The following is a 24,254-nucleotide window of genomic DNA, read 5'->3' as shown; positions in this document are numbered from 1 at the left end:
AAACTTCAGGCGAAAAAAGGAAGAAAGCGGCTGGATTTCCGCTTATTTGCAAATGTTATCTGGTGTTTCCGCAAACGGAAAAATGAAACGGATTGAAGCCTCTGTCATCGCGGGTATAGGTAATGGACAAGGCGGAAATCGGAGAAGGGGATGGCGATGGACCAACGACTGGAGAGAATTCAAATACCGGCTTTGCACGACCGCATCGTTTCAGCAGCACAAGCGTCTGGCTGGATACGTGATGGTATGGCAATCGGGCTTAGCGGCTTTACACGGGCGGGGGACGCAAAAGCGGTGCCGCTCGCCTTGGCGCAGCGCGGCATGGAAGAGTCATTTCAAATCGATGTATACACCGGCGCTTCACTCGGCTCGGGGAACGATGGGCACTTGGCGCAAGCGGGGATTGTCCGCAAACGCGTGCCGTATCAGTCGGACCGCTTGATGCGGTCCGCCATCAATTCAGGGGATGTGCTGTTTGTGGATCATCACTTGTCGCAAACGGCGGATTGGATCAGGAACGGTGTAGCAGGGCCGCTTGATTTTGCGATTATCGAAGCGCTCGGAATCACAAAGGATGGGCTTTTGATTCCGACGACGTCTGTCGGCAACTCACCCGTATTTGCGCATCATGCAAAAGAGCTGATCATCGAAATCAATACGGCTCAGCCGCTCGGATTGAAAGGGGTGCATGATTGCTACGAGCCGGAACCGCTTGGCAGGCGCCAGCCGATTCCGCTCGTGTCGCCGTCCGACCGCATCGGCACAGCGGGCATACCGATCGATGTGTCGAAAGTGAGGGGCATCGTCTGGACCAATCAGCCGGATTCGCCGTCACCGATCGAGCCACCTGATAGGGAAACGGACATCATGGCTGGGCATTTGCTCGATTTTCTGCGCGGGGAAGTGCGTGCTGGGCGCTTGACCGAAAGATTGGCGCCTATTCAGTCCGGAATCGGATCGGTGGCGAATGCGGTCTTGCGCGGGCTGCTCGATTCGGAATTTTGCGAGTTGGAGCTGTATTCGGAAGTGCTGCAGGATGCCGTGTTCGATTTGCTCGACTCGGGCAAAGCGATATTCGCGTCCGGTTCGGCGATCACTTTATCCAAGCCTTATATGGAAAGGGTCTATAACGATTTCGGCCGCTACAGGGACCAACTTTTGCTGCGTCCCCAGGAAATCTCCAACCATCCGGAAATAATACGGCGTCTCGGTGTGATTTCCATCAATACGGCTTTGGAATTCGATCTTTACGGTAATGTCAATTCAACGCATGTCGCGGGAACGAACATGATGAATGGCATCGGTGGATCAGGAGATTTCGGGCGCAACGCCCAAATTGCGATTTTCGTCACGAAATCGACCGCAAAAAACGGCCGCATCTCGAGCGTTGTGCCGTTTGTCTCCCACGTCGACCATACCGAGCACGATGTCGACGTGGTCGTGACGGAATATGGATACGCTGATATCCGCAACCTGGCGCCGCGCGAACGGGCAGAGCGGATCCTCGCGAATTGCGTGCACCCGGATTACCATCCGCAATTGAATGAGTATTTCATGCGGGCCGAAACTCTCGGCGGGCATACCCCGCATGTGCTTGATGAGGCGCTATCGTGGCATGCGCATTATACTGCACAGGGCACGATGTTAAGAAAATCGCCATAATTGGCAGAAAACAGCTCTGTCATGTCTCGGTTTCTTTTCTGTTCATGCCAAGTCATGTATACTAATACCACTTGAAAGTTACTGGAGGTCCGTAGTGATGATGGAAAAAATTACACCAGGTCCGCTATTGGATGTGATGGGGGAGTTGTTCTCCGATGAAGTCTCGATTGTGGTTTCTAATATGGAAGAATACACTTATTACCGACCGAGCAAACGAATCGACCTGAAAATCAAACCGGGCGATAAAGTGCGTGAAGGCACGATTGCCTATAAAGCGCTGACGACCGGCCAAAAATCGTCGGAATTCATCAACCGGGAAGTGTTCGGGGTGCCGTACCACGGGATGGCGGTACCGTTTGAAGAAGACGGGGAACTGGCCGGCTGTGTTATGGCGATTTACCCGGCTTATACGGAAGGGAAATCGGTTGTGACGGTGAAAAGCCCGGACGGTTGGAAACCGATTTCCTTCAGCGATGTCCGCTACTTAGAGGTGAAAGACCGTAAAACCCATGTCCATGCGGCCGATTTCTCGGGGACGAATAAAAACTCATTGCAGGAATTTGAATATTTGCTGCCAAGAGATTCATTTATCCGCTGCCATCGATCATTTATCGTCAACGTCCATCATATAGAAGAAATCCACCCGGATACCCACTCGACATTCGTGCTGGCAATGGATAACGGCGACCGGTTGCCCGTCAGCCAATCCTATTCCAGTTATTTCCGAAAATTACTCGGCTTCTGATAATGCATGAAAATGCTGCCTCGGACAGCCGATTTTCTGGTTCGCTTGAGTTATGTGCTCTTTCATCCGCTAATTCCCTTTTATACTGTGGCGCAAGTTAAAATTATCTAATAATTAGCCAGGCAGATTGGGTGTTTTCGCCTTATCGTTTTTTTATGAAGCAATGCATTGGCGAGCGTCAAGATGAAAACGCTTTAATTTCTATTATTTATCGCCATAGCGAAAAACTATACAGAAAGAGAGTGTGATCGGAATGGAAAAAAACCTAGAACGAATCAAAGCGACAGAATTGCATGACCGTGTTGTATCGCCCAAGGAGGCGGCATCGTGGATTAAAGACGGGATGACACTTGGACTCAGCGGATTCACACGAGCGGGGGACGTGAAAGCGGTTCCTTATGCGCTAGTTGAGCGTGCGGAAACGGAAACTTTCAAAGTCAATGTCTTTACCGGAGCATCACTCGGATCGGATATCGACCGCTTGTTCGCAGAAGCGGGAATCGTCAACAAGCGTGTGCCTTTCCAAGCGGAACCGGCAATGCGCAACGCAATCAATGCAGGCGAAATGTATTTCGTCGACCACCATTTATCCCATACAGCGGAGTGGATTCGCTCAGGAGTCATCGAGCCGATTGATTTTGCCATCGTCGAAGCTTTGTCGATCACGGAAGACGGCATGATCATCCCGACGACTTCTGTCGGCAACTCAGCGGTATTCGTGAAACACGCGAAAAACATCATCGTGGAAATCAATTCTGCACAGCCTGAACTATTTGAAGGCATCCATGATATTTATGATACAGGCAAACAAGGCGAACGCGATCCGATTCCATTGACCTCAGTCAATCAGCGCATCGGAACGATTGGCATCCCATTCGATATGGAGCGCGTACGAGGAATCGTCTTCACGCATCAGGAAGATTCTCCGTCGACAATCGTCGCACCGGACGAAGAAACGAAAATCATGGCCGATCACTTGCTGAACTTTTTCCGCAGCGAAATTGAAGCAGGCCGACTGACAGAAAAACTGGCACCGCTTCAATCCGGTATCGGATCTGTCGCAAATGCGGTCCTTCACGGCATGATCGATTCTGAATTCAAACACTTGGAAGTGTACTCGGAAGTGCTCCAGGATTCCGTATTCGATTTGATGGATGCAGGCAAAGTCGATTTCGCTTCTTGCTGCTCGATTACATTGTCCGCACCGAAAATGAAGCAAGTGTTCAGCGAGTTCGAAAAATACCGCGACAAAATCATCATGCGCCCGCAGGAAATCTCGAACCATCCGGAAGTCGTCCGCCGACTCGGTTTGATTTCCATCAATACGGCACTTGAGTTTGATATGTACGGAAACGTCAACTCGACGCATGTCTCCGGCACGAAAATGATGAACGGCATCGGCGGTTCCGGCGACTTCGCCCGTAACGCACGAATCGCCATCTTCGTCACGAAATCGATTGCAAAAGGCGGCAAGATCTCAAGCGTCGTTCCGTTTGCTTCCCACGTAGACCATACGGAGCACGATGTCGATGTAGTCGTAACTGAACAAGGGTATGCAGACCTTCGCGGACTTGCACCGCGCCAGCGCGTTGAAGTCATCATCGAAAACTGCGTACACCCGGACTACCGTCCGCAAATGCGCGAGTATTACGAAGAAGCGCTGACACGCGGCGGTCAGACGCCTCATGTCCTTGAGAAAGCTTTTTCTTGGCACGAAGCGCTTGCGAAAAACGGCACGATGCTAGCTGAAAAAAAGCAATTGGTATAAATAAATAAAACCGGGCAGCCTTTGGCTGCCCGGTTTTTTTCTGTCTGTTCAGCGATTGCCATACATTTCGGAGGTGTTTCGGGAATATAATTCGATAATATTGCCGAATGGATCTTCCGTATACACGAGGTAATGCGGTTTGCCTTTATTGATGTTCCACATTTTGCTGCGCTGATGCCCGCCGTGCTGTACGACGCGTTCGATGGATTCTATGATGTCATCGACGACCAGCGCGATGTGGAAAAATCCTGCATGATGGGCAGGTTTTTCTTTTGAAAACGCTGGTTGCTGAAATTCAAAGAGTTCAATTCCGACACCGCTAGATGACATTAAATGAACGTTTCTCATCTTTTGGATCTCCGGCCCCTGCAAATCGTGCGTCATAGAACTCGGCCCTTCAGCTTCGGCGTCGAATTCAAAAGGACCCGCCAAAATGCGGAAATTAAAAACTTTCCGGTACCAGTCAATCGCTTTATCCAAATCCTGAACTGCAAGCCCCACATGTGTAATTGCTGCCATGGTGATTCCTCCTTTGTACTGTACTGTTTCTGTACCCCGCTTTCCACTCAGTCATGCAGAAAATGCCAAACAGACGATAGTTTAGTCGAAAATAGTTGTTGCCAGCCAGGATTTTTAGTATTATAATAAACAATTGTGAAATTCTGAAATGAGGGTTCTAAAAATGAAAAATTCGATCTATGGATTGACGATAGAACAATTAAAAGATTGGTTTGTAGAAAATGGCGAAAAGAAATACCGTGCTGAGCAAGTATGGGACTGGTTGTATATCAAGCGTGTCGCTGAATTTTCAGAGATGAAAAACTTGTCGAAGGAATGCATCGAGCTTCTGGAAAACAATTTTGCCATCCGTACTTTGGAAGAGGCAGTCAAGCAGGAATCATCCGACGGAACGATTAAATTCCTGTTCCGTCTCCAAGACGGCAACTTGATCGAAACGGTATTGATGCGTTTTAAATACGGCAACTCGGTTTGTGTTACGACACAAGTCGGCTGCAACATCGGCTGCAGTTTCTGCGCCAGCGGACTTTTGAAAAAGAGCCGCGATTTAACTGCGGGCGAAATCGTCGAGCAGATTGTGCAAGTGCAGGCGCATTTCGACGCGGCGGAAAAAGAAGAGCGCGTCAGCCACATCGTCGTGATGGGCATCGGCGAACCGTTCGATAATTATTCGAATTTGATGGACTTCCTCCACGTCGTGAATTCCCAAAAGGGCCTCGCAATCGGAGCACGCCACATCACGGTTTCAACGAGCGGCATTGTGCCGAAGATCTACGATTATGCGGATGAAGGCCTGCAGGTCAACTTGGCGATTTCGATCCATGCGCCGACGAATGAATTGCGTACGCGCATCATGAAGATCAACAAAGCGTATCCGGTCGAAAAGCTGATGGCTGCAATCGATTATTATTTGGAGAAATCAAACCGCCGCATCACGTTCGAGTACATTATGCTGCGCGACATCAATGATCACGTGGAAGAAGCGAACAAGCTCGCGAAATTGCTCGAAGACAAGCGTCATTTGTCTTACGTCAACTTGATTCCTTACAACTCTGTGGATGAGCATGACCAATACCAGCAAAGCACACCTGAAGCGATTACCGCATTCTATGATGCGTTGAAGAAAAAAGGCATCAATTGCGGTGTGCGCCACGAACAAGGTGCAGACATCGACGCAGCTTGCGGCCAATTGCGCAGCAAACAGATCAAAAAAGACAAAAAGCCGGTAACGGTTTAATAGCGTGACAGGCAGAGAGCCTCCGACAATGTCGGGGGCTTTTTGTTGCGGGAAAATTTTTCTGGAGGCGAATGAGTTAGATGGAAAGTTGCTTCATGAAAAAAGGGAGTAACGAAGCCGGTCAAAGCCGGATATGGCAGTCGCATTGGGCATTGTACAGTTCTCTAAAGGCTTACAGAGTGATTTGTAGGGGGAATATTCATTTGAATGCGCTACAGGACAAGGGGGACCGTTATGGGCTTTTTAGAAAAATGCCCATAGCTTTAGCGATAGCGGTAGCTGGTTTAGTTACGAGAGAAGCCTGTCTAATGTATATTTGTAATTTACTGCAAATTCTCTATAATAAAAGAAAATGCTTTAGAGGAGAATGAATCATGGCAGAAATTAAAATAGATCATTTAGGCAAGAGATACGATGACGGTGCTCTTGCCGTCAGCGATTTCAATTTGCACATCAAAAATAAAGAGTTTATCGTTTTTGTCGGGCCATCGGGCTGCGGAAAATCGACGACTCTCCGAATGATTGCCGGCCTTGAAGAAATTTCAGAAGGCGAATTTTTCATCGATGACAAGCGAATGAACGATGTCCAGCCGAAAGAGCGCGACATCGCCATGGTCTTCCAAAACTATGCACTTTACCCGCACATGACTGTTTATGAAAATATGGCATTCGGCTTGAAGTTGCGAAAGTTCAAAAAGCCGGAAATCAAGCGTCGCGTTGATGAAGCTGCGGCAATTCTTGGCTTGGAAGAGTATTTAAACAGAAAACCGAAAGCGCTCTCAGGTGGACAGCGCCAGCGTGTAGCACTTGGGCGTGCGATTGTGCGCGATGCGAAAGTCTTCCTGATGGATGAGCCTTTGTCGAACTTGGACGCAAAATTACGTGTGCAAATGCGGGCAGAAATTTCGAAGTTGCACAACCGTTTGAAAACGACGACCATTTACGTGACGCATGACCAGACGGAAGCGATGACGATGGCTTCCCGCATTGTCGTCATGAAAGACGGCTTGATCCAGCAAGTCGGAACGCCGAAGCAAGTTTACGATTTTCCGGACAACCGTTTTGTCGGCGGTTTTATCGGCTCCCCGGCGATGAACTTCTTTGAAGGCAAGCTTGAGGGGAATTCGTTTGTCATCAAAAAAAAACAGATTGCAGTGCCGGCGGAATTATTGGAAGTGCTAAAAGCGGAAGGTTATGACGGTAAGGCGGCGACGCTTGGTATTCGTCCGGAGCATATTCACGTCAACAACGAAGACTTGTCAGGCATTCCAGTAAGTGAGTTTGAGGCGACGGTTATGGTGTCGGAGCTGACCGGTGCAGAGACGATCCTCCATGCGGTTTATGAGGATCAGGATTTTATTGCCCGTGTCGATGCGATGACGTCGATCGAAGCAGGTCACCAAGCGACGCTGGCATTTGATATGGCGCATGTGCATTTCTTCGATGCTGAAACTGGCGAGCGCATCAAAGCGGTCGAGCGTGCGGAAGTGACAGTCTAACATTATCGACACCTGGATCGGTTAGAAAGTTAACCTATCCGAGTGTTTTTTGATAGGGAAGTTATTGTTATTGTGGTGCAGACGGACGCTAAGTTTTTGTGTTTGAATAGCTTGCGCTATGAGACTGCGCTTCAACTGCCGCTTTAGATTGAGAGCGGGTGATCGTGTCTTTAAATCTCTCAAACTAATAAGTTAGAAAAGAGGTCCCTGACTGTTCTTGCCTACATAATTTGCGATATCAGACTGCGCTTCAGGGGCACGCTTGCCGGGGGCGGGCGTCGAACCAAGGTGACAAAGTACAAAAGCCTGCGACACATCTGCAAGCAGATGTGTCGCAAATGAATAAGTTCAGTAGCCCTTCACTTATTCATTCGCTCCGTCTCTAGATTTCGAGGTGTTGATCGTTTTTTTCACCTTGCACTGAATGAGCTAAGTCAGTTTTCTGTTCAGGATGTCCAACTAAGGAAGCGATTTCCCCAACAGCGGATGAATGTTACAGAAGCAGTTATTATTTAACTTACTACGACCAATGAAATCAAAAAGCCGCCTTGCGCTCACTGCAAGAGGCCAACCCAAAGCGAGGCGGCGAATCCATTCATGATGCCCCAAAAAACCAGCGTCATATTTTCACACAGAAATTCCAGTCATTCAACCCAATGAAATATAATAGCCACCTAGTGCTCGCAGGTGAAGCGAAGTATTGAGACAGGTGTTCTTTCTGGCTCAATATGGGAGCGGGACCCTAAGTGAGGCGACGGATAGGTGGGTGAAACTAAAAACGAACAGACAAACTTTGCCGCACAAGAATTCTAAATTACTCCCCAATACGAATAACAGCTCTACTTTTTCCGCCAAATCGCTGGGAAATTTGAAAAAATCGGGGTGAGTTCGGTGTTGATAAGTTTAGGGAGACGGAATTAGGGAAGACAAGTTAACATAGAGTTTTCAAAAAAAGGAGTGGACACAGAATGGTGAGAATTGCAGTGGAACATCCATTTACATCAGTACGCGATGCGTTAGTTCAAAAAGGGTATAATGCAGAAATGCTCGAGAATAAGACAGATGCGCCAGATTACGACGTTATAGTCGTCCGTGACCAAGAAGATCTGACGGATTTCCATATGAGTGTATCTCTAGTGGGAGCAAGAGGCCTTACATTATTTGAAATCGTAGAAGAAGTGGAAGAGCGCCTAGTGCGCCAAGGCAAAATTCAATCGCCTGCGCCAATGGCGGGCGAGCATGAATCCGATTCAGGCGGTGCTGGAAGCTTTATCGCCGGAGCAGTGACGGGTGCTTTGGTCGGGGCGGCTGCTGGATTATTGCTTGCGCCGAAGAGCGGTAAGGAACTACAGGAGCAATTAAAAGAAAAAACTGCAGATTCCACTGAAAAAATGAGCGGTTCCATTGATCAGGCAAAAGAAAAGGCTGATGAATTGAAAGCGAAGCACGAAGAGAAAAAAGAAGAGAAAGAATTGGAAAAGCAAGAAAAAGAAATTGAAAAAGAAGAGAAGCAACATGAAAAAGCAATCGAAAAAGAAGAGAAAAAAGAAGAAAAAGCACAAAAAGAGCACGACAAAGCTGAGGAAAAAGTAGAAAAAGAAATCAAAAAAGCCGAAAAAGATGCTAGCGGAGGCGTAGATGTCGTGGAATTCGGCGAATCATCCCTCGATAAAAATTCAGGCGGTAAGATTAAAGTTGAACCATCTGATGCAGCTAAAAAAAATAACTAAGTTACTCTACTAAAAAGCCTCCTGCATATGCAGGAGGCTTTTTTTGCAGTTATTCAGCTGCGATTTCATCGATCGGGTCATGTGGCTCGGGTTCAGGAACGAATATGAGAACGACAAATCCGATGACGAAGAGAACAACTAAACTTAAGACGCCCATGCTGGTGTTCCCTGTCACTTGCGCTGTGACGCCGACAAGCAGGGGACCGGAAATTGCGGCGAACTTACCGAAAATATTGTAGAAGCCGAAAAATTCATTGGCGTTTTGTTTTGGCACCAACTTGCCGAAATAAGAGCGGCTCAGCGCTTGAATGCCGCCTTGGCTGGAGGCGACTAACATCGCGAGAATCCAGAAGTCAAAAATGGTTTCGATAAAGAACGCATAAATGCAGACGAAGATGTAGACGATAATGCCAACATAAAGCATTTTTTTTCCTGTAAACCGGTCGGCCAGCCTGCCATAAAGAATGGCAAAAGGGGCTGCGACCACTTGTGTAGCGAACAACACGATCAGCAAGCTCGTGGCACTTAAGCCCAGATCTGTGCCGTATGCGGTCGACAAGGCAATGATGGTGCCAACTCCATCAATGTAAAAGAAGTAGGCGATCAGAAACAACAGCAAGGCACGGTACTGCCTAATTTCGCGGATGGTTTTGCCGAGACGCCGGAAGCTCTGGGCTACTGGCTTTGCTTCGCGTTCGATGAAATGCAGCGGCTTGACGTGGCGAAGCATAGGTGTGGTAAAAACAATCCACCATGCAGCGGTGATCAGGAACGCAAGGCGGCTCGCGTTGGTAACAGAAAGCGGCAATACCCCGTTTTGGGACAACAGAATGATGAGGATGGCCAGCGCAAACGGAATGGTTGAGCCAATATAGCCGAGGCCGTAACCGAATGCCGAAACACGGTTCATCCGCTTGCTGGTGGTGACATCGACAATGAAGGCGTCGTAAAACAAGTTCGCCCCTGTCGCTCCGAGCGCGGCAAATGTATAGCAGATCAACAGCCAGAGCCACTCACCTTCCGGAACAAAAGCGAGCATCGCTGTAGAAATAGTGCCAAGTAGGAAGAATGCAGTAAAAAAGCGTTTTTTCATGCCTTCATAATCGGCGATGGTGCCGAGGATTGGGCCGATCATTGCCAGGGTGAACGTGAAAATGGCAATGGTATAACCTAGATAAGCAGTCGAATCCGCCAGTTCGATGCCCGCGTTTGTTGCCGCTGCTTTATAAAAGAGCGGAAATACTGCCGTTGTGATGATGATGGAGTAAGCGGAATTGCCCCAATCATAAAGAGCCCAGCTCTTTTCCATTTTTGTATACTTCGCCATAGCCCAGAGCCCCCTTTTTGGTAAGTCTATTGTACAAGATGGGCCTCCGAAAAAGACAGTTTTTCCTGTGGATTTACTGAATTTTACAAAAATTAATCAGCAGGTATTTTTGCAAAGCATTTGTCGGGGCGCTTGGAGTTCGCTACACTATAACGGAAAGCGGGTGCGGATTATGAAATTGGTGTCATGGAATGTCAACGGCCTTCGGGCTGTCGTGAAAAAAGGGTTTATGGATTTTTTTGAAACGATCGATGCCGACATTTTCTGTTTACAGGAAATCAAATTGCAGAAAGGCCAGATTGAATTGGATCTTCCGGGATATTATAGCTATTGGAATTATGCTGAAAAGAAAGGCTATTCGGGTACCGCGATTTTCACGAAAGAGCGTCCGTTAAGCGTGGACTACGGGGTAGGGCTTGAAGAGCACGATGCGGAAGGGCGGCTCATCACTTTGGAGTTTCCTGGATTCTATGTCGTCAATATTTATACGCCGAACTCCCAGCACGGACTGTTGCGTCTTGCGTACCGATTGCTGTGGGAAGACCGCTTGCTTTCGTATGTTCAGGAATTGGACCGCACGAAGCCGGTTATCTTATGCGGGGATTTGAATGTCGCCCATCAGGAAATTGATTTGAAAAACCCGAAAGCGAACCGTAAAAATTCCGGTTTTACGCCAGAGGAGCGAGGAAAGATGGGTGATTTTCTCGATAGCGGTTTTGTCGATACATTCCGCCATTTTCATCCGGAAGAAAGCGGCCATTATTCATGGTGGTCGTATCGGTCGAATTGCCGGGAAAAGAACGTCGGCTGGCGGATCGATTATTTTATCGCGTCAAACCGGCTGATCGAACGTATGCAAAGCGCTTCGATCCATACGAATATTTACGGATCCGATCATTGTCCGGTTGAATTGCATTTGGTTCGCTAATCAGTAAATTATGCAGTTATTCAAAATTAGCAATTGAACAAAAAACGGTATGAGCGCTGGAATCAGCTCATACCGTTTTTTCGTCTCATACAAGTTTCACGTGAAACATTCAGACGCCCATCACGCGTTGTGCCAGGCGTTTGCAATTGTTCTGGTCAAAATAATCGATGTAATCATGAGCCTTTTCATGCCACTCATTATGCGTGATATTATGGTCGACTATATAGGAAAGCTTGTTGTACACATCTTCGACTTCTGCAGCTTTGTAACCGTATAAATCTGTGTCGAGGTCGAGGTAGGAACCGCGTCTTTCGGTATATTCCTGCTGGTCGAACATGAAAAAGATGATTGGTTTATTCAAATAAAGAAAGTCCCAGGAGACGCTCGTGATGTCTGTCAAAAGCATATCGTTTTCTTCGATGGAGCGTTCAATGGATGTGTGATTGAAGTCCAGGAATTCGATGCCGTAATCCTGGTCGGCGAGCGGGAAGAAATGCTCTTCAAAACGCTTCATGAAAGGGTGTAGCGCAATCTGCAGATGGATGTCGTTGGATTTCAATAGCTGCCGTATGCCGGCGTGTTGAAGCAGGCCGATTGTGCTGCGGAAATAATTGCTTTCAAGAAACGCTTCCTTAGATAAATCAAACAGCCATTCACGCCATGTCATCATCATAAGGATGCGCTTCATCTCTTTCGGAGGCTGCTGATTCGGCGGGTAGCGGTCAAAGCGGGGGAAACCAGTGATGATCAGTTTCTCTTCAGGGATTTCCCATTTATCGCGCTTCAGTTCGTATTCATACTGTGAAGCGCAATTGAAATAATCCGTCCGTTTGAGGAGCGGAATGTCTTCTTTTTGGATGAGGATCTTTTTGAAGCCTTCGATTCCGTGGCTGACGTGCGTAATGACAGTCCGCCGGTTTAAATTTAAAAATTTGTCGGCAGAAGGTACGATGTCATAAAGCAGCGAGTGGCTGTGGAACGTATAGTCTGCACGGAAGAACAACAAATAATTACGGAAGCTGCCAAGCGCAACGGCATTGGGGATCTCCCCATTTTTTGCGTAGTCGGTCGAAGGGTCATACATCCAATAAGCGGTCACTTGGCCAGCATGGTTATTGACCAGGTATCTATGGAAGACAGAAGCATTATCTTCATATTTCTCTCCAAGATTCCCCCCAACTAAAGCGATTTTCGGTCCTTTTGAGTTTCGGTAAAATCGGGAGAGTAAGTATGCCGCGGATACTTTTAGAAAAACTTTCAAAGGGTCCCATCTCCTTTTCTCTTTCAAGGTAACGCTCATTTCTAGCCCTGCTTTCTATAATCTATTACGTTCTAGTTTTCCATATCCAGAGGGATTTGTCTAATGCAAGAGGAAGTGTAACGGCCAGTAGTTAGGACAGCCGTTGATTTGAAAGCTAAAATGAAGGAAATGAAATGCAGTGAAAGCAAACCAGGCCACAAGGCAGAACACTATTGATTATTTAATCCAGCCAGCATTTAAAGCTTACCGGATTTATATTTAACGCATAAAAGCGCTGACCTTGTAAAAGATCAGCGCTTTTATTCAACAATTATTCAATGAAGAATGATTCACTCCGAATACGTTTTCCACATCGATCAAAAAGGCGATGCCTTTACCAGGAGCGTTCAGGTCAACGGCTTGTTCAATGCTGTCGACGACTTTTTCAGCGAAACTGGTCGGAACAAGCGTCAGCACGATGTCCTTTTCGGGATCGATTGAAAAGTTCATGAATTTCTTTTGTTCATTTACGCCCGTGCCGCGGCCATTCAGGATGGTGCCGCCTTCCGCGCCAGCTTTAGAAGCGGCTTTCACGACGAGTTCTGAATCACCGGAATTTACGATGGTCACAATCAATTGGAAATCTTTCGGTTCTGCCATTTTTTCCACTCCTCGCATCTTTTTTCGGTCGTCTTCACGGTCGTTCAGGTGGGGTACGCCAAGCAATTGGCTCAAGTGTATCGTAAAGCCGAGGCCGTGTCCCGATATCCCGAGCTTTCCGGCATCGCTGACAGCGTCAGCTACGGCGAACTCGATTTCCCCATCGACCGCGATGAAAACCACGTCTTTTTCATGTGTTGCAGGAAGGCCGAAAAAAGTAGTTTTTTCATTGCGGCCGATTCCTTCTGCATACAGAACAGTGGCACCGTCCGCGCCCGCTTTTTTAGCGGCAGCAATAATGTCGCGGGATGCCCCGCGTTTGACGATAGCAATCATCAGTCTATGATTCAGGTTCATGATCTGGTTTCCCTGCCTTTCGGTTAAAGAGTAAGCCGAGTGTTAGAACGGCGATGATCGGGGTCAATGCAACGAGTGCAATCATGCCGAAGCCGTCGATGAGCGGATCCCGCCCTTCGATGACCGAAGCGATGCCGACTGCCACAGAGACGATGAAAGTGACCGTCATTGGCCCGGTTGCGACACCTCCTGAATCGAAGGCGATGGCGATAAACGTGCGCGTGGAAAAGAAAATCAGGATAAGTGCAATCAAATAGCCGGGCACGATGAAATACCAAATCGACCAGCCGGTCAAAATGCGCACCATCGATAATGCGATGGATAAGCCGACTCCTGTAGAAAGAGTGTAGAGCATGATTTTGGCGGAAATATACCCGCCGGTTTCCCGGTCAACTTCATCATTCATGATGCGGACGGCGGGTTCTGCGAAAGTTGCCACGAAACCAAGAACGAAACCGATTGGGATGATGGCCCAGCGCTGATTCCATTCCCCAAGTTCTGCTCCCATCAATTCACCGAATGGCATAAAGCCGATGTGTACGCCTTGCAGGAAGAAAGCCAGTCCGAAAAAGGTGAGAACAAAACCGAGAGCAGTCTGAAGGACCCTTTCTTTAGGCAGTTTGAGCATAAACAATTGAAATACGCCGAAAAACAGGATGAGCGGAAGCAAGGCCATGCTGACTTCGAGCAATATGCCCCCGAAACCTTGGAAAATATACAGATTCATCGGTACAGCACCCCCAAGATCATCACCGCAATGATTGGGCCGATCGAAGCGAGGCCGATCAAGCCGAAGCCTTCGCCACTGCTCGGCTTATCGGAACGAAGGACCGAAGCGACGCCGATTCCAAGTGCTAAGATGAACGGCACTGCCATCGGGCCAGTCGTGACGCCCCCGGCATCAAAAGATATGGGGATGAACGACTCAGGTACGAAAAAGGATAATAGGAACACAATCGTGTAGCCGCCAATGAGCATATAATGGATCGGAATGCTGAAAAGCGTCCGGACCATGGACAGACCGACAAAAATGGCCAGGCCGATGGAGACCGATAGGATAAGGACGTTTGTCGAAATAGCGCCACCCGAAACTTGGTCGATCTGATTGGCGAGTACGCGCACATCCGGTTCTGCGACTGTAACGACAAGGCCGAGTAAAAGGCCAGTCCCGATGATTAGCCATGGCTTTCGGGTGAGCGGCAGTTTCTTGCCGATCATTTCACCGATCGGAAGCAAGCCTGCATTAACCCCGAGCAGAAAAAGAAAGAAGCCGGTACCGACGAAGACGACGCCGATCAAAAATTGCAATAAGGCTTCGAGCGGGAGCCGGATGAAGAAAATCTGCAATAAAATCACGACGGCTGTAACCGGAAGGATGGCAGATGTGACTTCCTTGAAGGTGTGTTTTACATTGTCCATGAAGCATCTCCTTTTCGGCAGAATTTGGTCTGGTGCATAAACTAGTGACGGATGGGAAAAAATTCTTTTTCTCGTTAAGATAGAACAAGCTCATGCGCAGCAAGGAGGAATAGAGATGAAGAAAGAGAAAAAAACCGAACCGATGCTGCCCCCAAAACTTGAACTATTTTCTTTTATTGAATCACTAGATGATGGATATGTCCATGACTGTCGGTTGGCCGAGGAATAATTACCTGCGGAGAAAGTTCATTTTGATCAGGTGAAATTCGACAATATCCGCTTTTCAGACGGAGATTGGTCATGCAGTGAATTCGCAGATGTTGTATTCATCAATTGCGATTTATCGAATGTGGACTTCAGCCGCAGCGTATTTCACCGGACGCATTTTGTGAACTGCCGCTTGCTTGGGACGGATTTTACAGAAAGCACAATCCGCTACACGCGGTTTGTCGGATGCCGCCTCAATTATTCGGTGTTTGGGTTTTCGCATTTGAACGAAGTTTCCTTTGAAGAAAGCATACTCCGGGAGACAGCCTTCTATAGAAGTGGAGCTGAAGGGCAGCAAGTTTCCGAATAGTGAATTGGATGGCGCGAACTTTACGGGCACTTCGCTCAAGCAAACCGATTTAAGTTCAAGCAGGTTCGAGGACTTGCAATTGACAACGGATTTGCTTGCGGGGTGCAAAGTATCCACTGATCAGGCACTGTTTTTTGCACGCAAATTGGGATTAATCATTGTCGAGTGAGTAAATATGAAATAAGTGTACCTTTTAACCTTAAAATATTCCAATTATTATATAAAATAGATTCTGTTCACTAAATATTCATTCTATTTTAAAAAATTATCCATTAAATGATTGCTCATTCACTTTAATTGCAGTATATTTAAAATTATTAGAAACATACTAAAAGGAGTAGGAGCTATATAATGAAACAATTAAGCAAAAAAATAAAAGACTTGAGAGAAGCCAGAAGCCTTTCCCCGGAAGAACTAGCAGATCGTCTCGGTTTCGCGAAAAGTACCGTGTGGGCATATGAAAGCGGCAAAAAACAAGTTTCTGTGGTGCATTTGGAACGCCTCGCCGATTTTTTTGAAATCTCTGTAGACAGCCTATTGGACCGCGACGATCACATGATCAACCTGGACCTTCAAAATACGAATTTCCTGAATGAATATACGATCATGTTGGACGATAAGCCATTGAACGAAGCGGAACTTGCTGAAGCAGCTTCTTTTATTCAAGTAAAGCGCCGCATGGGCAGCTACGGCATGGCAACTTAATAAAATCTAGTCCCTCTTTTCAGTCTTCTGAAGAGAGGTTTTTTGCGTGAATAAGAAATGATGAATTGTTTTTGACAGAATAATCTGTCAAAATATAGAGAAACAACAAAGAATTGGCGGTGAGGATTTGAGGAGATATATTATGTACGAAACTTATCGCTTAGGTATTCTCATCGACCATTTAAAGGCAGAAGATTTAATTAGCCAAATTGATGAATATATTGCAGAAACGCCTATTGATCAAATACCCCATGTTTTTTATGTTCTGTCTCTTGCGAGTAACCGGCGCATCATGCTGGAACTATTGACGGATCTGGCACGTGGAGTCGATGAGGAATTGCCGGCGTCGATCGTGGCAGGGATTTTATTTAAGGACCGGGAGCGCTATACGGTGGCTGAGTTATATGGGAAGGTCGGGATGCTTGCGTCTTTGCTGTCAGATGTTGACGGTGAGATTGCGGTGAGCTTTCGAGAGTTGAAAGACTCTTACGACGAAGTGCAAGCAGTGTACGGGCGGCGTTTCAAGCGGAAAAAAGCCCGTGAGCGGATGCTTGCCCGAAGTCAAAAGGTGTTGGAAGAAGAATTGTCCCAATATGCATCCTTTGCTGAGGAAATGGACCGCAAAGAATGGTGGTTCGCATAAGCCTTGTTATTGTGGTTGCTGTAGCTAGGACAAACTATATATAGCAACTTTAGAGGCAAGGGGAAACTCCACATCGCTTTTCAGCGAGAAACCGAGCAGCAGATGAAAGAAGAAAAAGTGAACAATGATGTTGTTTTAGGCCTGATGGACTGGAAAGGAATGCTGCAACCGTATTTTTTCCTATTGGCGAGGGTCTACCCGTAAGGTCGATGTCATCTTTTCGATTTTTATAAGAAAGGCCTTTTCAGCCACCCGGAGAAACAATCAGTTTCCTGGGTGGCTTTTCGTGTGCCAGAAAAGAAAAGGCCCTCCAATTATGGTAAGCTACGTTCATAGTATAAGAGTATGGGGAGTGTTTAAAGGTGTTGGAAGAAGCAAGAAAATTACTACAGTCGCATTTCGGATATGACAGCTTCCGGACCGGCCAGGAACAGGCCATCACGCAAGTATTCGAAGGGAAAAATACGATTTGCGTCATGCCGACAGGCGGCGGGAAGTCGATGTGCTACCAGATTCCTGCACTGGCTATGGAAGGGACGACGATTGTTGTGTCTCCGCTGATCTCCCTTATGAAAGACCAAGTCGACACTCTGCAGGCCGCAGGGATTCCGGCGGCTGCCATCAATAGTTCGCTCGATGTTTACGAAGTCCGCGAGATTCTTCACGAAGTCCAGATGGGCATCGTGAAGCTATTGTATATCGCGCCTGAGCGCCTCGATTCGGAAATGTTTTTGGACGGCCTTCAAGGCGTTAAGGTTCCGCTGATTGCGGTCGATGAAGCACATTGCATTTCGCAGTGGGGCCATGATTTCCGGCCGAGTTACCGCTTGATCAGCCGGATGCTGGAGATTTTTCCGGATCATCCGACTGTGCTTGCGCTGACAGCGACGGCGACGCCTCAAGTGCGAGAAGATATTTGCCGCATATTGGATATTAAGGAAGAAAATACGGTCATCACGGGTTTTGAAAGAGCGAATTTAAGCTTTTCCGTCATTCAAGGACAGGACCGGGAACGCTTTATCCGTGATTATGTCCAGAAAAATGACAAAGAAGCGGGAATCATTTACGCGGCTACACGAAAAACCGTCGATTCGGTTTATGAGTCGCTCATCAAGCGGGGCGTCAAGGCGGCAAAATACCACGCTGGCATGCCCGACGAAGAGCGGCGCCTCGGACAAGAGCGTTTTTTGAACGATGAAGTGACGGTGATGGTGGCAACAAACGCCTTCGGAATGGGTATCGACAAATCCAATATCCGCTACGTCATCCACTATCAGCTGCCGAAAAACATGGAAAGCTATTATCAGGAAGCGGGACGCGCCGGACGCGACGGATTGCCGAGTGAATGCATCGTGCTTTATGCGTCGCAGGATGTACAGACGCAGCGCTTCTTGATCGATCAGGCGCAAGACCCGTCGCGGATTCCGGGGGAGTTGAAGAAGCTCCAGGGAATGGTCGACTATTGCCATACAGAAAACTGCCTTCAGCAATTCATCATCCAGTATTTTGGTGACGGCAGTGCCGCTGTTTGTGGCCATTGCGGCAATTGCGTCGACGAGCGAGAAAGCCAGGACGTGACTGAAGATGTCCAAAAAGTGCTGTCATGCGTCATCCGTATGGGGCAGAAATTCGGTAAAATGATGACTGCCCAAGTGCTGACCGGCTCGCGTAATAAAAAAGTGCTGGAGTTCAGGTTCGATAAATTATCGACTTACGGCGTGCTGAAGCACATGAATTCAAAAGAAGTATCGAATCTGATTGAATTTATGATTTCACAGGAACTGTTGGCGGTCGAACAAGGAAGCTTCCCGACCATTTATGTGCCTGATGGCGGCCGGGACGTTTTGCTTGGAAAACGCCGTGTGCTCAGAAAAGGTGCCGTGGTGACGAAACAAATCTCCGCCAACGATCCATTGTTCGAAGAGTTGCGTATTGTGCGTAAAGCGTTAGCGGACCAAGTGGGCGTACCGCCGTTTGTCATTTTTTCCGATAAAAGCTTGCAGGATATGGTCGCGCGCAAACCGAAAGACGAAGAGGCTTTCCTAGAAGTCAGCGGGGTCGGTGCGAACAAATTGGAGAAATACGGAGAGAAATTTCTTGAAGCGATCCGTGTGCATGAAACTGTGAATAATTTGTAGCAATTCAGTGACTCTATCCGATTCATTTGCCTCATTCAATGAGGCATAAGGAATTGGATAAATCATGAAGATTACAATGCCGCTCAAAAGACCGCAGAAAACGATTCAGTTTTCTGCGGTCTTTTTTTTTTTTTTTTGAAAAATCTTGTCTTTAATTTTTATCATCATCCCGCTAGAGCTGCGTAAGAGGTGGGCAAGCGGCTGGTTTTCAGAATCTCAACGTCAGGGAAATACTAGACTCCGCCTATTATAAGGAGCGCAACAAAACCGTGTGCACCAGTATTCTGTATAAATTACTGTATCAATATACACAAATGACGAATAGAAAGAAAACTCCGCCGATTATTAACTGAAAGCGTTTTCATGGTAAATCACTGGATTTTCAATGAATCTTCAAGCACTTGCTAAATATTTCACAAAATGCAATTGTATATATATTCAATTATATGATATACTATCATAATATTATGACAAATTATCGTGTTAGAGGAGGCGGTTTTATTGAGTAAGAAAGAGTATCCGGTCGCACAAGGACTGTATCATCCTGACCAAGAGCATGAAGCTTGCGGTATTGGGATGATTGCTAATATAGACGGCAGAAAATCTCATAGCATCGTGCAGAACGCGGTGAACATCCTTTGTAATTTAGAGCATCGCGGCGGTCAATCATCCGATACGAGCACAGGAGATGGCGCGGGGATTCTAACACAGATTCCGCACCGTTTTTTCCTGAAGCAATGTGAAAAGGAAGACATCGCACTTCCTGAAGAAGGACGATACGGCATCGGAATGATTTTCATGCCGCAAGATTACGACCTGCGCATTAAAGCGAAAGATGTCATCCAGCGAATCGTCAAGGAGGAAGGCCAAGAGTCACTCGGCTGGCGTCCGGTTCCAATCAACGATTCGTTTGTCGGGAAAGTGGCAGCAAAAACCAAACCGGTCATTCGCCAGATTTTCATCGGCGCGTCAAAAGACTTGGAGACGCGCATGGATCTCGAGCGCCGGCTATATATTATCCGCAAGCGCATCGAGCAGGAGATGGTGGGCGTGGAAGAGTTCAAGGATGTTTATTTCAGCAGCTTGTCTGCGGGGACGATTGTCTACAAAGGCATGTTGATCCCAGAACAACTGGACTCCTTCTACATCGACCTCAACCACCCCGAATTCAAATCGGCTTTGGCACTTGTCCACTCCCGCTTCAGTACGAACACCTTCCCGAGCTGGCAGCGTTCCCACCCGAACCGTTACTCTATCCACAACGGTGAATTCAATACATTGCGTGGAAACGTCAACTGGATGCGTGCACGTCAGGCTGCTTGCAGTTCACCGTATTTTAGTGAAAGCGACTTGGAAAAAGTGCTACCGGTCATCGACGAAACAGGAAGCGACTCGTCCATGTTCGACAATTGCTTCGAATTTCTTCATCTGTCAGGACGTTCACTGGCGCATACGGCGATGATGATGGTGCCGGAACCGTGGGTCAACGACAAATCGATCGATAAGAAAAAGCGTGATTTCTATGAATACCACAGTACGCTCATGGAGCCATGGGACGGCCCTGCGGCGCTGGTGTTCACAGATGGCCGGCAAATCGCAGCATGCCTTGACCGCAACGGCTTACGCCCGGCGCGCTATTACATTACAAAAAGCGGCATGATCGTACTCGGTTCTGAAGTCGGGGCACTCGATATCTTCTCCGATGACATTGTCTACAAAGATCGCCTGCGCCCAGGGAAGATGTTGTTGATCGACCTTGAAGCCGGCAAAATCGTGCCGGATGAAGAAATCAAAATGCAGATTGCTTCCGAACTGCCTTATAAAGATTGGGTAAAAGATAATTTGCTCGATTTGGCTGATTTGCCGGAACCCAAAGCTGTAGTGCACGAAAAAGAAGAAGCTTTGCTGCAGCTGCAGCTCGCTTTCGGTTACACGCAGGAAGAAGTCCAGAAAATCATCAAGCCGCTGGCGTCCGACGGAAAAGATCCTGTCGGTTCGATGGGCTACGATTCACCACTTGCGGTCCTGTCAAAAAAACCTCAGCTTTTATATAATTATTTCAAACAATTATTTGCACAAGTTACCAATCCAGCAATCGATGCGATTCGTGAACAACTCATCACGGCAGCAAGAACAACCATCGGTGCAGAAGGCAATTTGGTGCAGCCGACAGCAGAGAGCGCTCGCCATATCCGTCTTGAGACACCGATTCTCTTGAACGTAGAACTTGAGCGATTGCGTCAGCAAAACTTGCCAGAGTTTAAATCAGTGACCTTGCCGATTCTCTTTGAAGCAAATGGAGGCGCTCAGGCGATGGAAGCGCGGTTGGAAGCAGTGTTTGCGGAAGCAGATGCTGCCATTGAAAAAGGCGCAACGCTCATCATCCTTTCTGACCGTGGCATTAACCGCGAATATGCGGCAATTCCGGCACTCCTTGCAGTATCCGGCCTTCACCACCATCTGATCCGCCAAGGAACGCGCCCGCGCACGAGCATATTGCTGGAGTCCGCTGAACCGCGCGAAGTGCATCATTTTGCGATGCTAATCGGCTACGGTGCAGAAGGCATCAATCCCTATCTGGCGTTTGAAACCATTGAAGATTTGGTGGAGACAGACGATATCCACGGCATGACAGCTGAAAAAGCCGAAGCGAGCTACGTGGATGCTGTAACAGATGGCATTATTAAAATTTTGTCTAAAATGGGAATATCTACCATTCAGAGTTACCGGGGAGCCCAGATTTTCGAAGCGCTCGGGATTCATATGGATGTGATCGACAAATACTTTACTCGTACATCCTCTCGGATTGGCGGCATCGGGCTGGATATTATTGCGAAGGAAGTGTTAATGCGTCATGAAACCGCTTATCCGGTGCGTGAAGGATCCGACGCAGCACTTGAAGCAGGAGATGAGTATCAATACCGTGAAAACGGAGAGGATCACCAGTACAACCCAATGACGATCCATACGCTTCAGCAAGCGTGCCGGACAAATAATTACGATACATTCCGCAAGTATTCAAAACTCTTGACGGATGAAAAAGGCAACCTCCAATCATTGCGCGGCTTGCTGAAATTCAAAGATCGCGCGCCGGTTCCGATTGAAGAAGTCGAGTCGGTCGAAGAAATTTGTGCACGCTTTAAGACGGGCGCCATGTCTTATGGAGCTATCAGCAAAGAAGCACACGAAGCTTTAGCGATTGCGATGAATAAAATCGGCGGACAGAGCAACTCCGGTGAAGGCGGGGAAGAACCTGACCGCTTTACGCTGGATGAAAACGGGGACAACCGCAGAAGTGCCATCAAACAAATCGCTTCCGGCCGTTTCGGTGTTACCAGCCATTATTTGGTCAATGCCGACGAAATCCAGATCAAAGTCGCGCAAGGGGCCAAGCCTGGAGAAGGCGGCCATTTGCCAGGTAAAAAAGTGTATCCGTGGATTGCGGAAGTGCGTGGTTCGACGACTGGCGTCGAATTGATTTCACCGCCTCCGCACCATGATATTTACTCGATCGAAGATTTAGCGGAGCTGATTTTCAACTTGAAAAACGCCAACCCGCGCGCACGCATCAGCGTTAAGCTCGTTTCGGCAGTCGGCGTCGGCACAATCGCAGCAGGTGTTGCGAAAGGCCGTGCGGATCTCGTGTTGATCAGCGGCTATGACGGCGGCACTGGAGCTGCGCCGAAAACCAGCTTGAAACATACCGGCTTGCCTTGGGAAATCGGTCTTGCGGAAACGCACCAGACACTTCTATTAAATGGCCTGCGCGACCGCATCGTCGTCGAAACAGACGGCAAGATGATGGCCGGCCGCGATGTCGTCACCGCTGCACTTTTAGGGGCGGAAGAATACGGCTTCTCGACAGCGCCGCTCGTCGTTCTTGGTTGTGTCATGATGCGCGTCTGCCATTTGGATACATGCCCAGTAGGAATCGCCACACAAAATCCGGAACTGCGCAAGAAATATGCGGGCGAGGCGGATCATGTCGCGAACTTCATGCGCTTTATCGCAATGGAAACGCGCGAATTGATGGCGGAGCTCGGGTTCCGTTCAGTCAATGAAATGATTGGTCGCACCGATGTGCTCGAAACGAACAAAGCGATTAAGCATTGGAAAGCGGAAGGCCTTGATTTGTCTGCGCTTCTTTACCAACCGGAATTGCCTGAGAAAGTCGGCCGCTATGCAACGATTAAACAAGATCATGGCTTGAAGTATACATTGGATGTGCAGGAACTCCTGCCGCGCTGCAGCAATGCGATCGAAACAGGGGAGCCTGTCGAAGTGTCGACCGCAATCCGCAATATCCACCGCGCAACCGGAACGATCATCGGCAGCGCCATCACCCGGAAATACGGGGCGGAAGGCTTGCCGGAAGACACGGTCACATTGAACTTTCAAGGTTCTGCCGGCCAAAGCTTCGGCGCTTTTATACCAAAAGGCATGACGCTCCGGTTGATCGGGGATTCCAACGACTTTGTCGGAAAAGGCTTATCGGGCGGGAAAATCATCGTCGTACCTGCACCGGATTCGACATTCTTGCCGGAGAAGAACATCATCATCGGCAATGTTTCATTCTACGGGGCGTCTTCCGGGGAAGCTTACATCCACGGCATGGCGGGCGAACGTTTCGCGGTCCGTAACAGCGGCGCAAAAATCGTCGTCGAAGGCGTCGGAGACCACGGCTGCGAGTATATGACCGGCGGACGTGTCGTCATTCTTGGCGATACCGGCAAAAACTTTGCAGCGGGCATGTCAGGCGGTGTCGCTTATGTTCTCGATGAAGATGAAACATTCAGCTCGCGTTGCAACGCTGAAATGGTGCACATGCAGCCGCTCGCCGAGCCAAATGAAATTGCTGAATTGAAAGAAATGATCGAAAATCATGTCCATTATACAGGAAGCTTGAACGGCCAGCGTGTCTTGGACCACTGGGATATTATCTCGGCGAAATTCATCCGTGTCATTCCAAAAGCTTATTTGAAAATGAATGAACGCATCAGCAAGCTGCAAGACAGCGGCATGGGGAAATTTGATGCCGAAATGGCGGCATTCGAAGAAAGCAAAATGGCGTCTGCCGGCAAGTAACTGCCGGACAAGGCC

20 protein-coding genes are annotated in these 24,254 nt (G+C 48.0%); 14 read left to right on the top strand and 6 right to left on the bottom strand.

Going from position 1 to position 24,254, the window contains the following annotated elements:
- The first annotated feature begins 156 nt into the window (after window positions 1–156).
- From J7E21_RS08335 to J7E21_RS08325, 3 genes are all read left to right on the top strand, one after another.
- A complete protein-coding gene (locus J7E21_RS08335; RefSeq protein WP_215106544.1) occupies window positions 157–1,662 on the top strand; it encodes a succinyl-CoA:acetate CoA-transferase ScpC in 1,506 nt (501 codons plus the stop codon).
- 100 nt (window positions 1,663–1,762) lie between these two features.
- On the top strand, window positions 1,763–2,407 hold the full coding sequence (locus tag J7E21_RS08330) for a LytTR family DNA-binding domain-containing protein (protein ID WP_215106661.1): 645 nt from the start codon (window positions 1,763–1,765) through the stop codon (window positions 2,405–2,407).
- A 253-nt stretch (window positions 2,408–2,660) separates the two neighbouring features.
- A complete protein-coding gene (locus tag J7E21_RS08325) occupies window positions 2,661–4,175 on the top strand; it encodes a succinyl-CoA:acetate CoA-transferase ScpC (protein WP_215106542.1) in 1,515 nt (504 codons plus the stop codon).
- Between the two features lie 48 nt (window positions 4,176–4,223).
- On the opposite strand, the gene J7E21_RS08320 is transcribed toward J7E21_RS08325, so the two are convergent.
- Window positions 4,224–4,694, bottom strand: a complete 471-nt coding sequence (locus tag J7E21_RS08320) for a VOC family protein (RefSeq protein ID WP_215106540.1) — start codon at window positions 4,692–4,694, stop codon at window positions 4,224–4,226.
- Between the two features lie 163 nt (window positions 4,695–4,857).
- Between J7E21_RS08320 and rlmN the strand changes: the two genes are divergently transcribed.
- The 3 genes from rlmN to J7E21_RS08305 all read left to right on the top strand — a co-directional run bounded on the left by rlmN (window position 4,858) and on the right by J7E21_RS08305 (window position 9,160).
- Entirely contained in the window at window positions 4,858–5,931 is a 1,074-nt protein-coding gene (gene rlmN, locus J7E21_RS08315) for a dual-specificity RNA methyltransferase RlmN (RefSeq protein ID WP_215106538.1), read from the top strand.
- A 374-nt stretch (window positions 5,932–6,305) separates the two neighbouring features.
- Complete coding sequence (locus tag J7E21_RS08310) at window positions 6,306–7,430, top strand: ABC transporter ATP-binding protein (RefSeq protein WP_215106536.1); 1,125 nt, start codon at window positions 6,306–6,308, stop codon at window positions 7,428–7,430.
- 968 nt (window positions 7,431–8,398) lie between these two features.
- Window positions 8,399–9,160 carry a YkuS family protein gene (locus J7E21_RS08305; protein WP_215106534.1) on the top strand — a complete coding sequence of 254 codons (762 nt, stop codon included), beginning with the start codon at window positions 8,399–8,401 and terminating at the stop codon, window positions 9,158–9,160.
- Between the two features lie 49 nt (window positions 9,161–9,209).
- Here the strand turns inward: J7E21_RS08305 and J7E21_RS08300 are convergent, their stop codons facing one another.
- A complete protein-coding gene (locus J7E21_RS08300; RefSeq protein WP_215106532.1) occupies window positions 9,210–10,487 on the bottom strand; it encodes an MFS transporter in 1,278 nt (425 codons plus the stop codon).
- A 172-nt stretch (window positions 10,488–10,659) separates the two neighbouring features.
- Here J7E21_RS08300 and J7E21_RS08295 point away from each other — a divergent pair, with 172 nt between their 5' ends.
- Entirely contained in the window at window positions 10,660–11,415 is a 756-nt protein-coding gene (locus J7E21_RS08295; protein ID WP_215106530.1) for an exodeoxyribonuclease III, read from the top strand.
- 109 nt (window positions 11,416–11,524) lie between these two features.
- Here the strand turns inward: J7E21_RS08295 and J7E21_RS08290 are convergent, their stop codons facing one another.
- From J7E21_RS08290 to J7E21_RS08275, 4 genes are all read right to left on the bottom strand, one after another.
- Window positions 11,525–12,676, bottom strand: a complete 1,152-nt coding sequence (locus tag J7E21_RS08290) for a CDP-glycerol glycerophosphotransferase family protein (RefSeq protein ID WP_251047907.1) — start codon at window positions 12,674–12,676, stop codon at window positions 11,525–11,527.
- 303 nt (window positions 12,677–12,979) lie between these two features.
- Window positions 12,980–13,672, bottom strand: coding sequence for a P-II family nitrogen regulator (locus J7E21_RS08285; protein WP_215106526.1), 693 nt, complete (start codon window positions 13,670–13,672; stop codon window positions 12,980–12,982).
- Window positions 13,656–14,399 (bottom strand): DUF1538 domain-containing protein, encoded by a 744-nt coding sequence (locus J7E21_RS08280; protein ID WP_215106524.1) that lies wholly within the window; start codon window positions 14,397–14,399, stop codon window positions 13,656–13,658. Before J7E21_RS08280 ends, J7E21_RS08285 begins: the two co-directional genes overlap by 17 nt.
- On the bottom strand, window positions 14,396–15,091 hold the full coding sequence (locus tag J7E21_RS08275; protein WP_215106522.1) for a DUF1538 domain-containing protein: 696 nt from the start codon (window positions 15,089–15,091) through the stop codon (window positions 14,396–14,398). The genes J7E21_RS08280 and J7E21_RS08275 overlap by 4 nt, the downstream gene beginning before the upstream one ends.
- Window positions 15,092–15,350: 259 nt before the next feature.
- Here J7E21_RS08275 and J7E21_RS16275 point away from each other — a divergent pair, with 259 nt between their 5' ends.
- From J7E21_RS16275 to gltB, 7 genes are all read left to right on the top strand, one after another.
- On the top strand, window positions 15,351–15,668 hold the full coding sequence (locus tag J7E21_RS16275; RefSeq protein WP_353047753.1) for a pentapeptide repeat-containing protein: 318 nt from the start codon (window positions 15,351–15,353) through the stop codon (window positions 15,666–15,668).
- Complete coding sequence (locus J7E21_RS16545) at window positions 15,637–15,837, top strand: pentapeptide repeat-containing protein (RefSeq protein ID WP_353047752.1); 201 nt, start codon at window positions 15,637–15,639, stop codon at window positions 15,835–15,837. Before J7E21_RS16275 ends, J7E21_RS16545 begins: the two co-directional genes overlap by 32 nt.
- Before the next feature lie 182 nt (window positions 15,838–16,019).
- Window positions 16,020–16,373: a helix-turn-helix domain-containing protein gene (locus J7E21_RS08265; RefSeq protein WP_215106520.1), complete on the top strand. Its 354-nt coding sequence runs from the start codon at window positions 16,020–16,022 to the stop codon at window positions 16,371–16,373.
- A 142-nt stretch (window positions 16,374–16,515) separates the two neighbouring features.
- On the top strand, window positions 16,516–17,016 hold the full coding sequence (locus J7E21_RS08260; RefSeq protein ID WP_215106518.1) for a hypothetical protein: 501 nt from the start codon (window positions 16,516–16,518) through the stop codon (window positions 17,014–17,016).
- A gap of 102 nt (window positions 17,017–17,118) precedes the next feature.
- Window positions 17,119–17,220: a DUF4334 domain-containing protein gene (locus J7E21_RS16540; protein ID WP_353047751.1), complete on the top strand. Its 102-nt coding sequence runs from the start codon at window positions 17,119–17,121 to the stop codon at window positions 17,218–17,220.
- A gap of 158 nt (window positions 17,221–17,378) precedes the next feature.
- Window positions 17,379–19,154, top strand: coding sequence for a DNA helicase RecQ (gene recQ, locus J7E21_RS08255; RefSeq protein WP_215106516.1), 1,776 nt, complete (start codon window positions 17,379–17,381; stop codon window positions 19,152–19,154).
- Between the two features lie 501 nt (window positions 19,155–19,655).
- The gene (gene gltB / locus J7E21_RS08250) at window positions 19,656–24,239 is read left to right on the top strand and encodes a glutamate synthase large subunit (RefSeq protein WP_215106514.1); all 4,584 of its coding nucleotides are present in this window, start codon (window positions 19,656–19,658) and stop codon (window positions 24,237–24,239) included.
- The last annotated feature ends 15 nt before the right edge of the window (window positions 24,240–24,254 follow it).

The sequence above is a fragment of the Planococcus sp. ISL-109 genome (assembly GCF_018613655.1).
GTDB lineage: Bacteria > Bacillota > Bacilli > Bacillales_A > Planococcaceae > Planococcus.
This window is presented reverse-complemented; position numbering and strand designations above follow the sequence as displayed.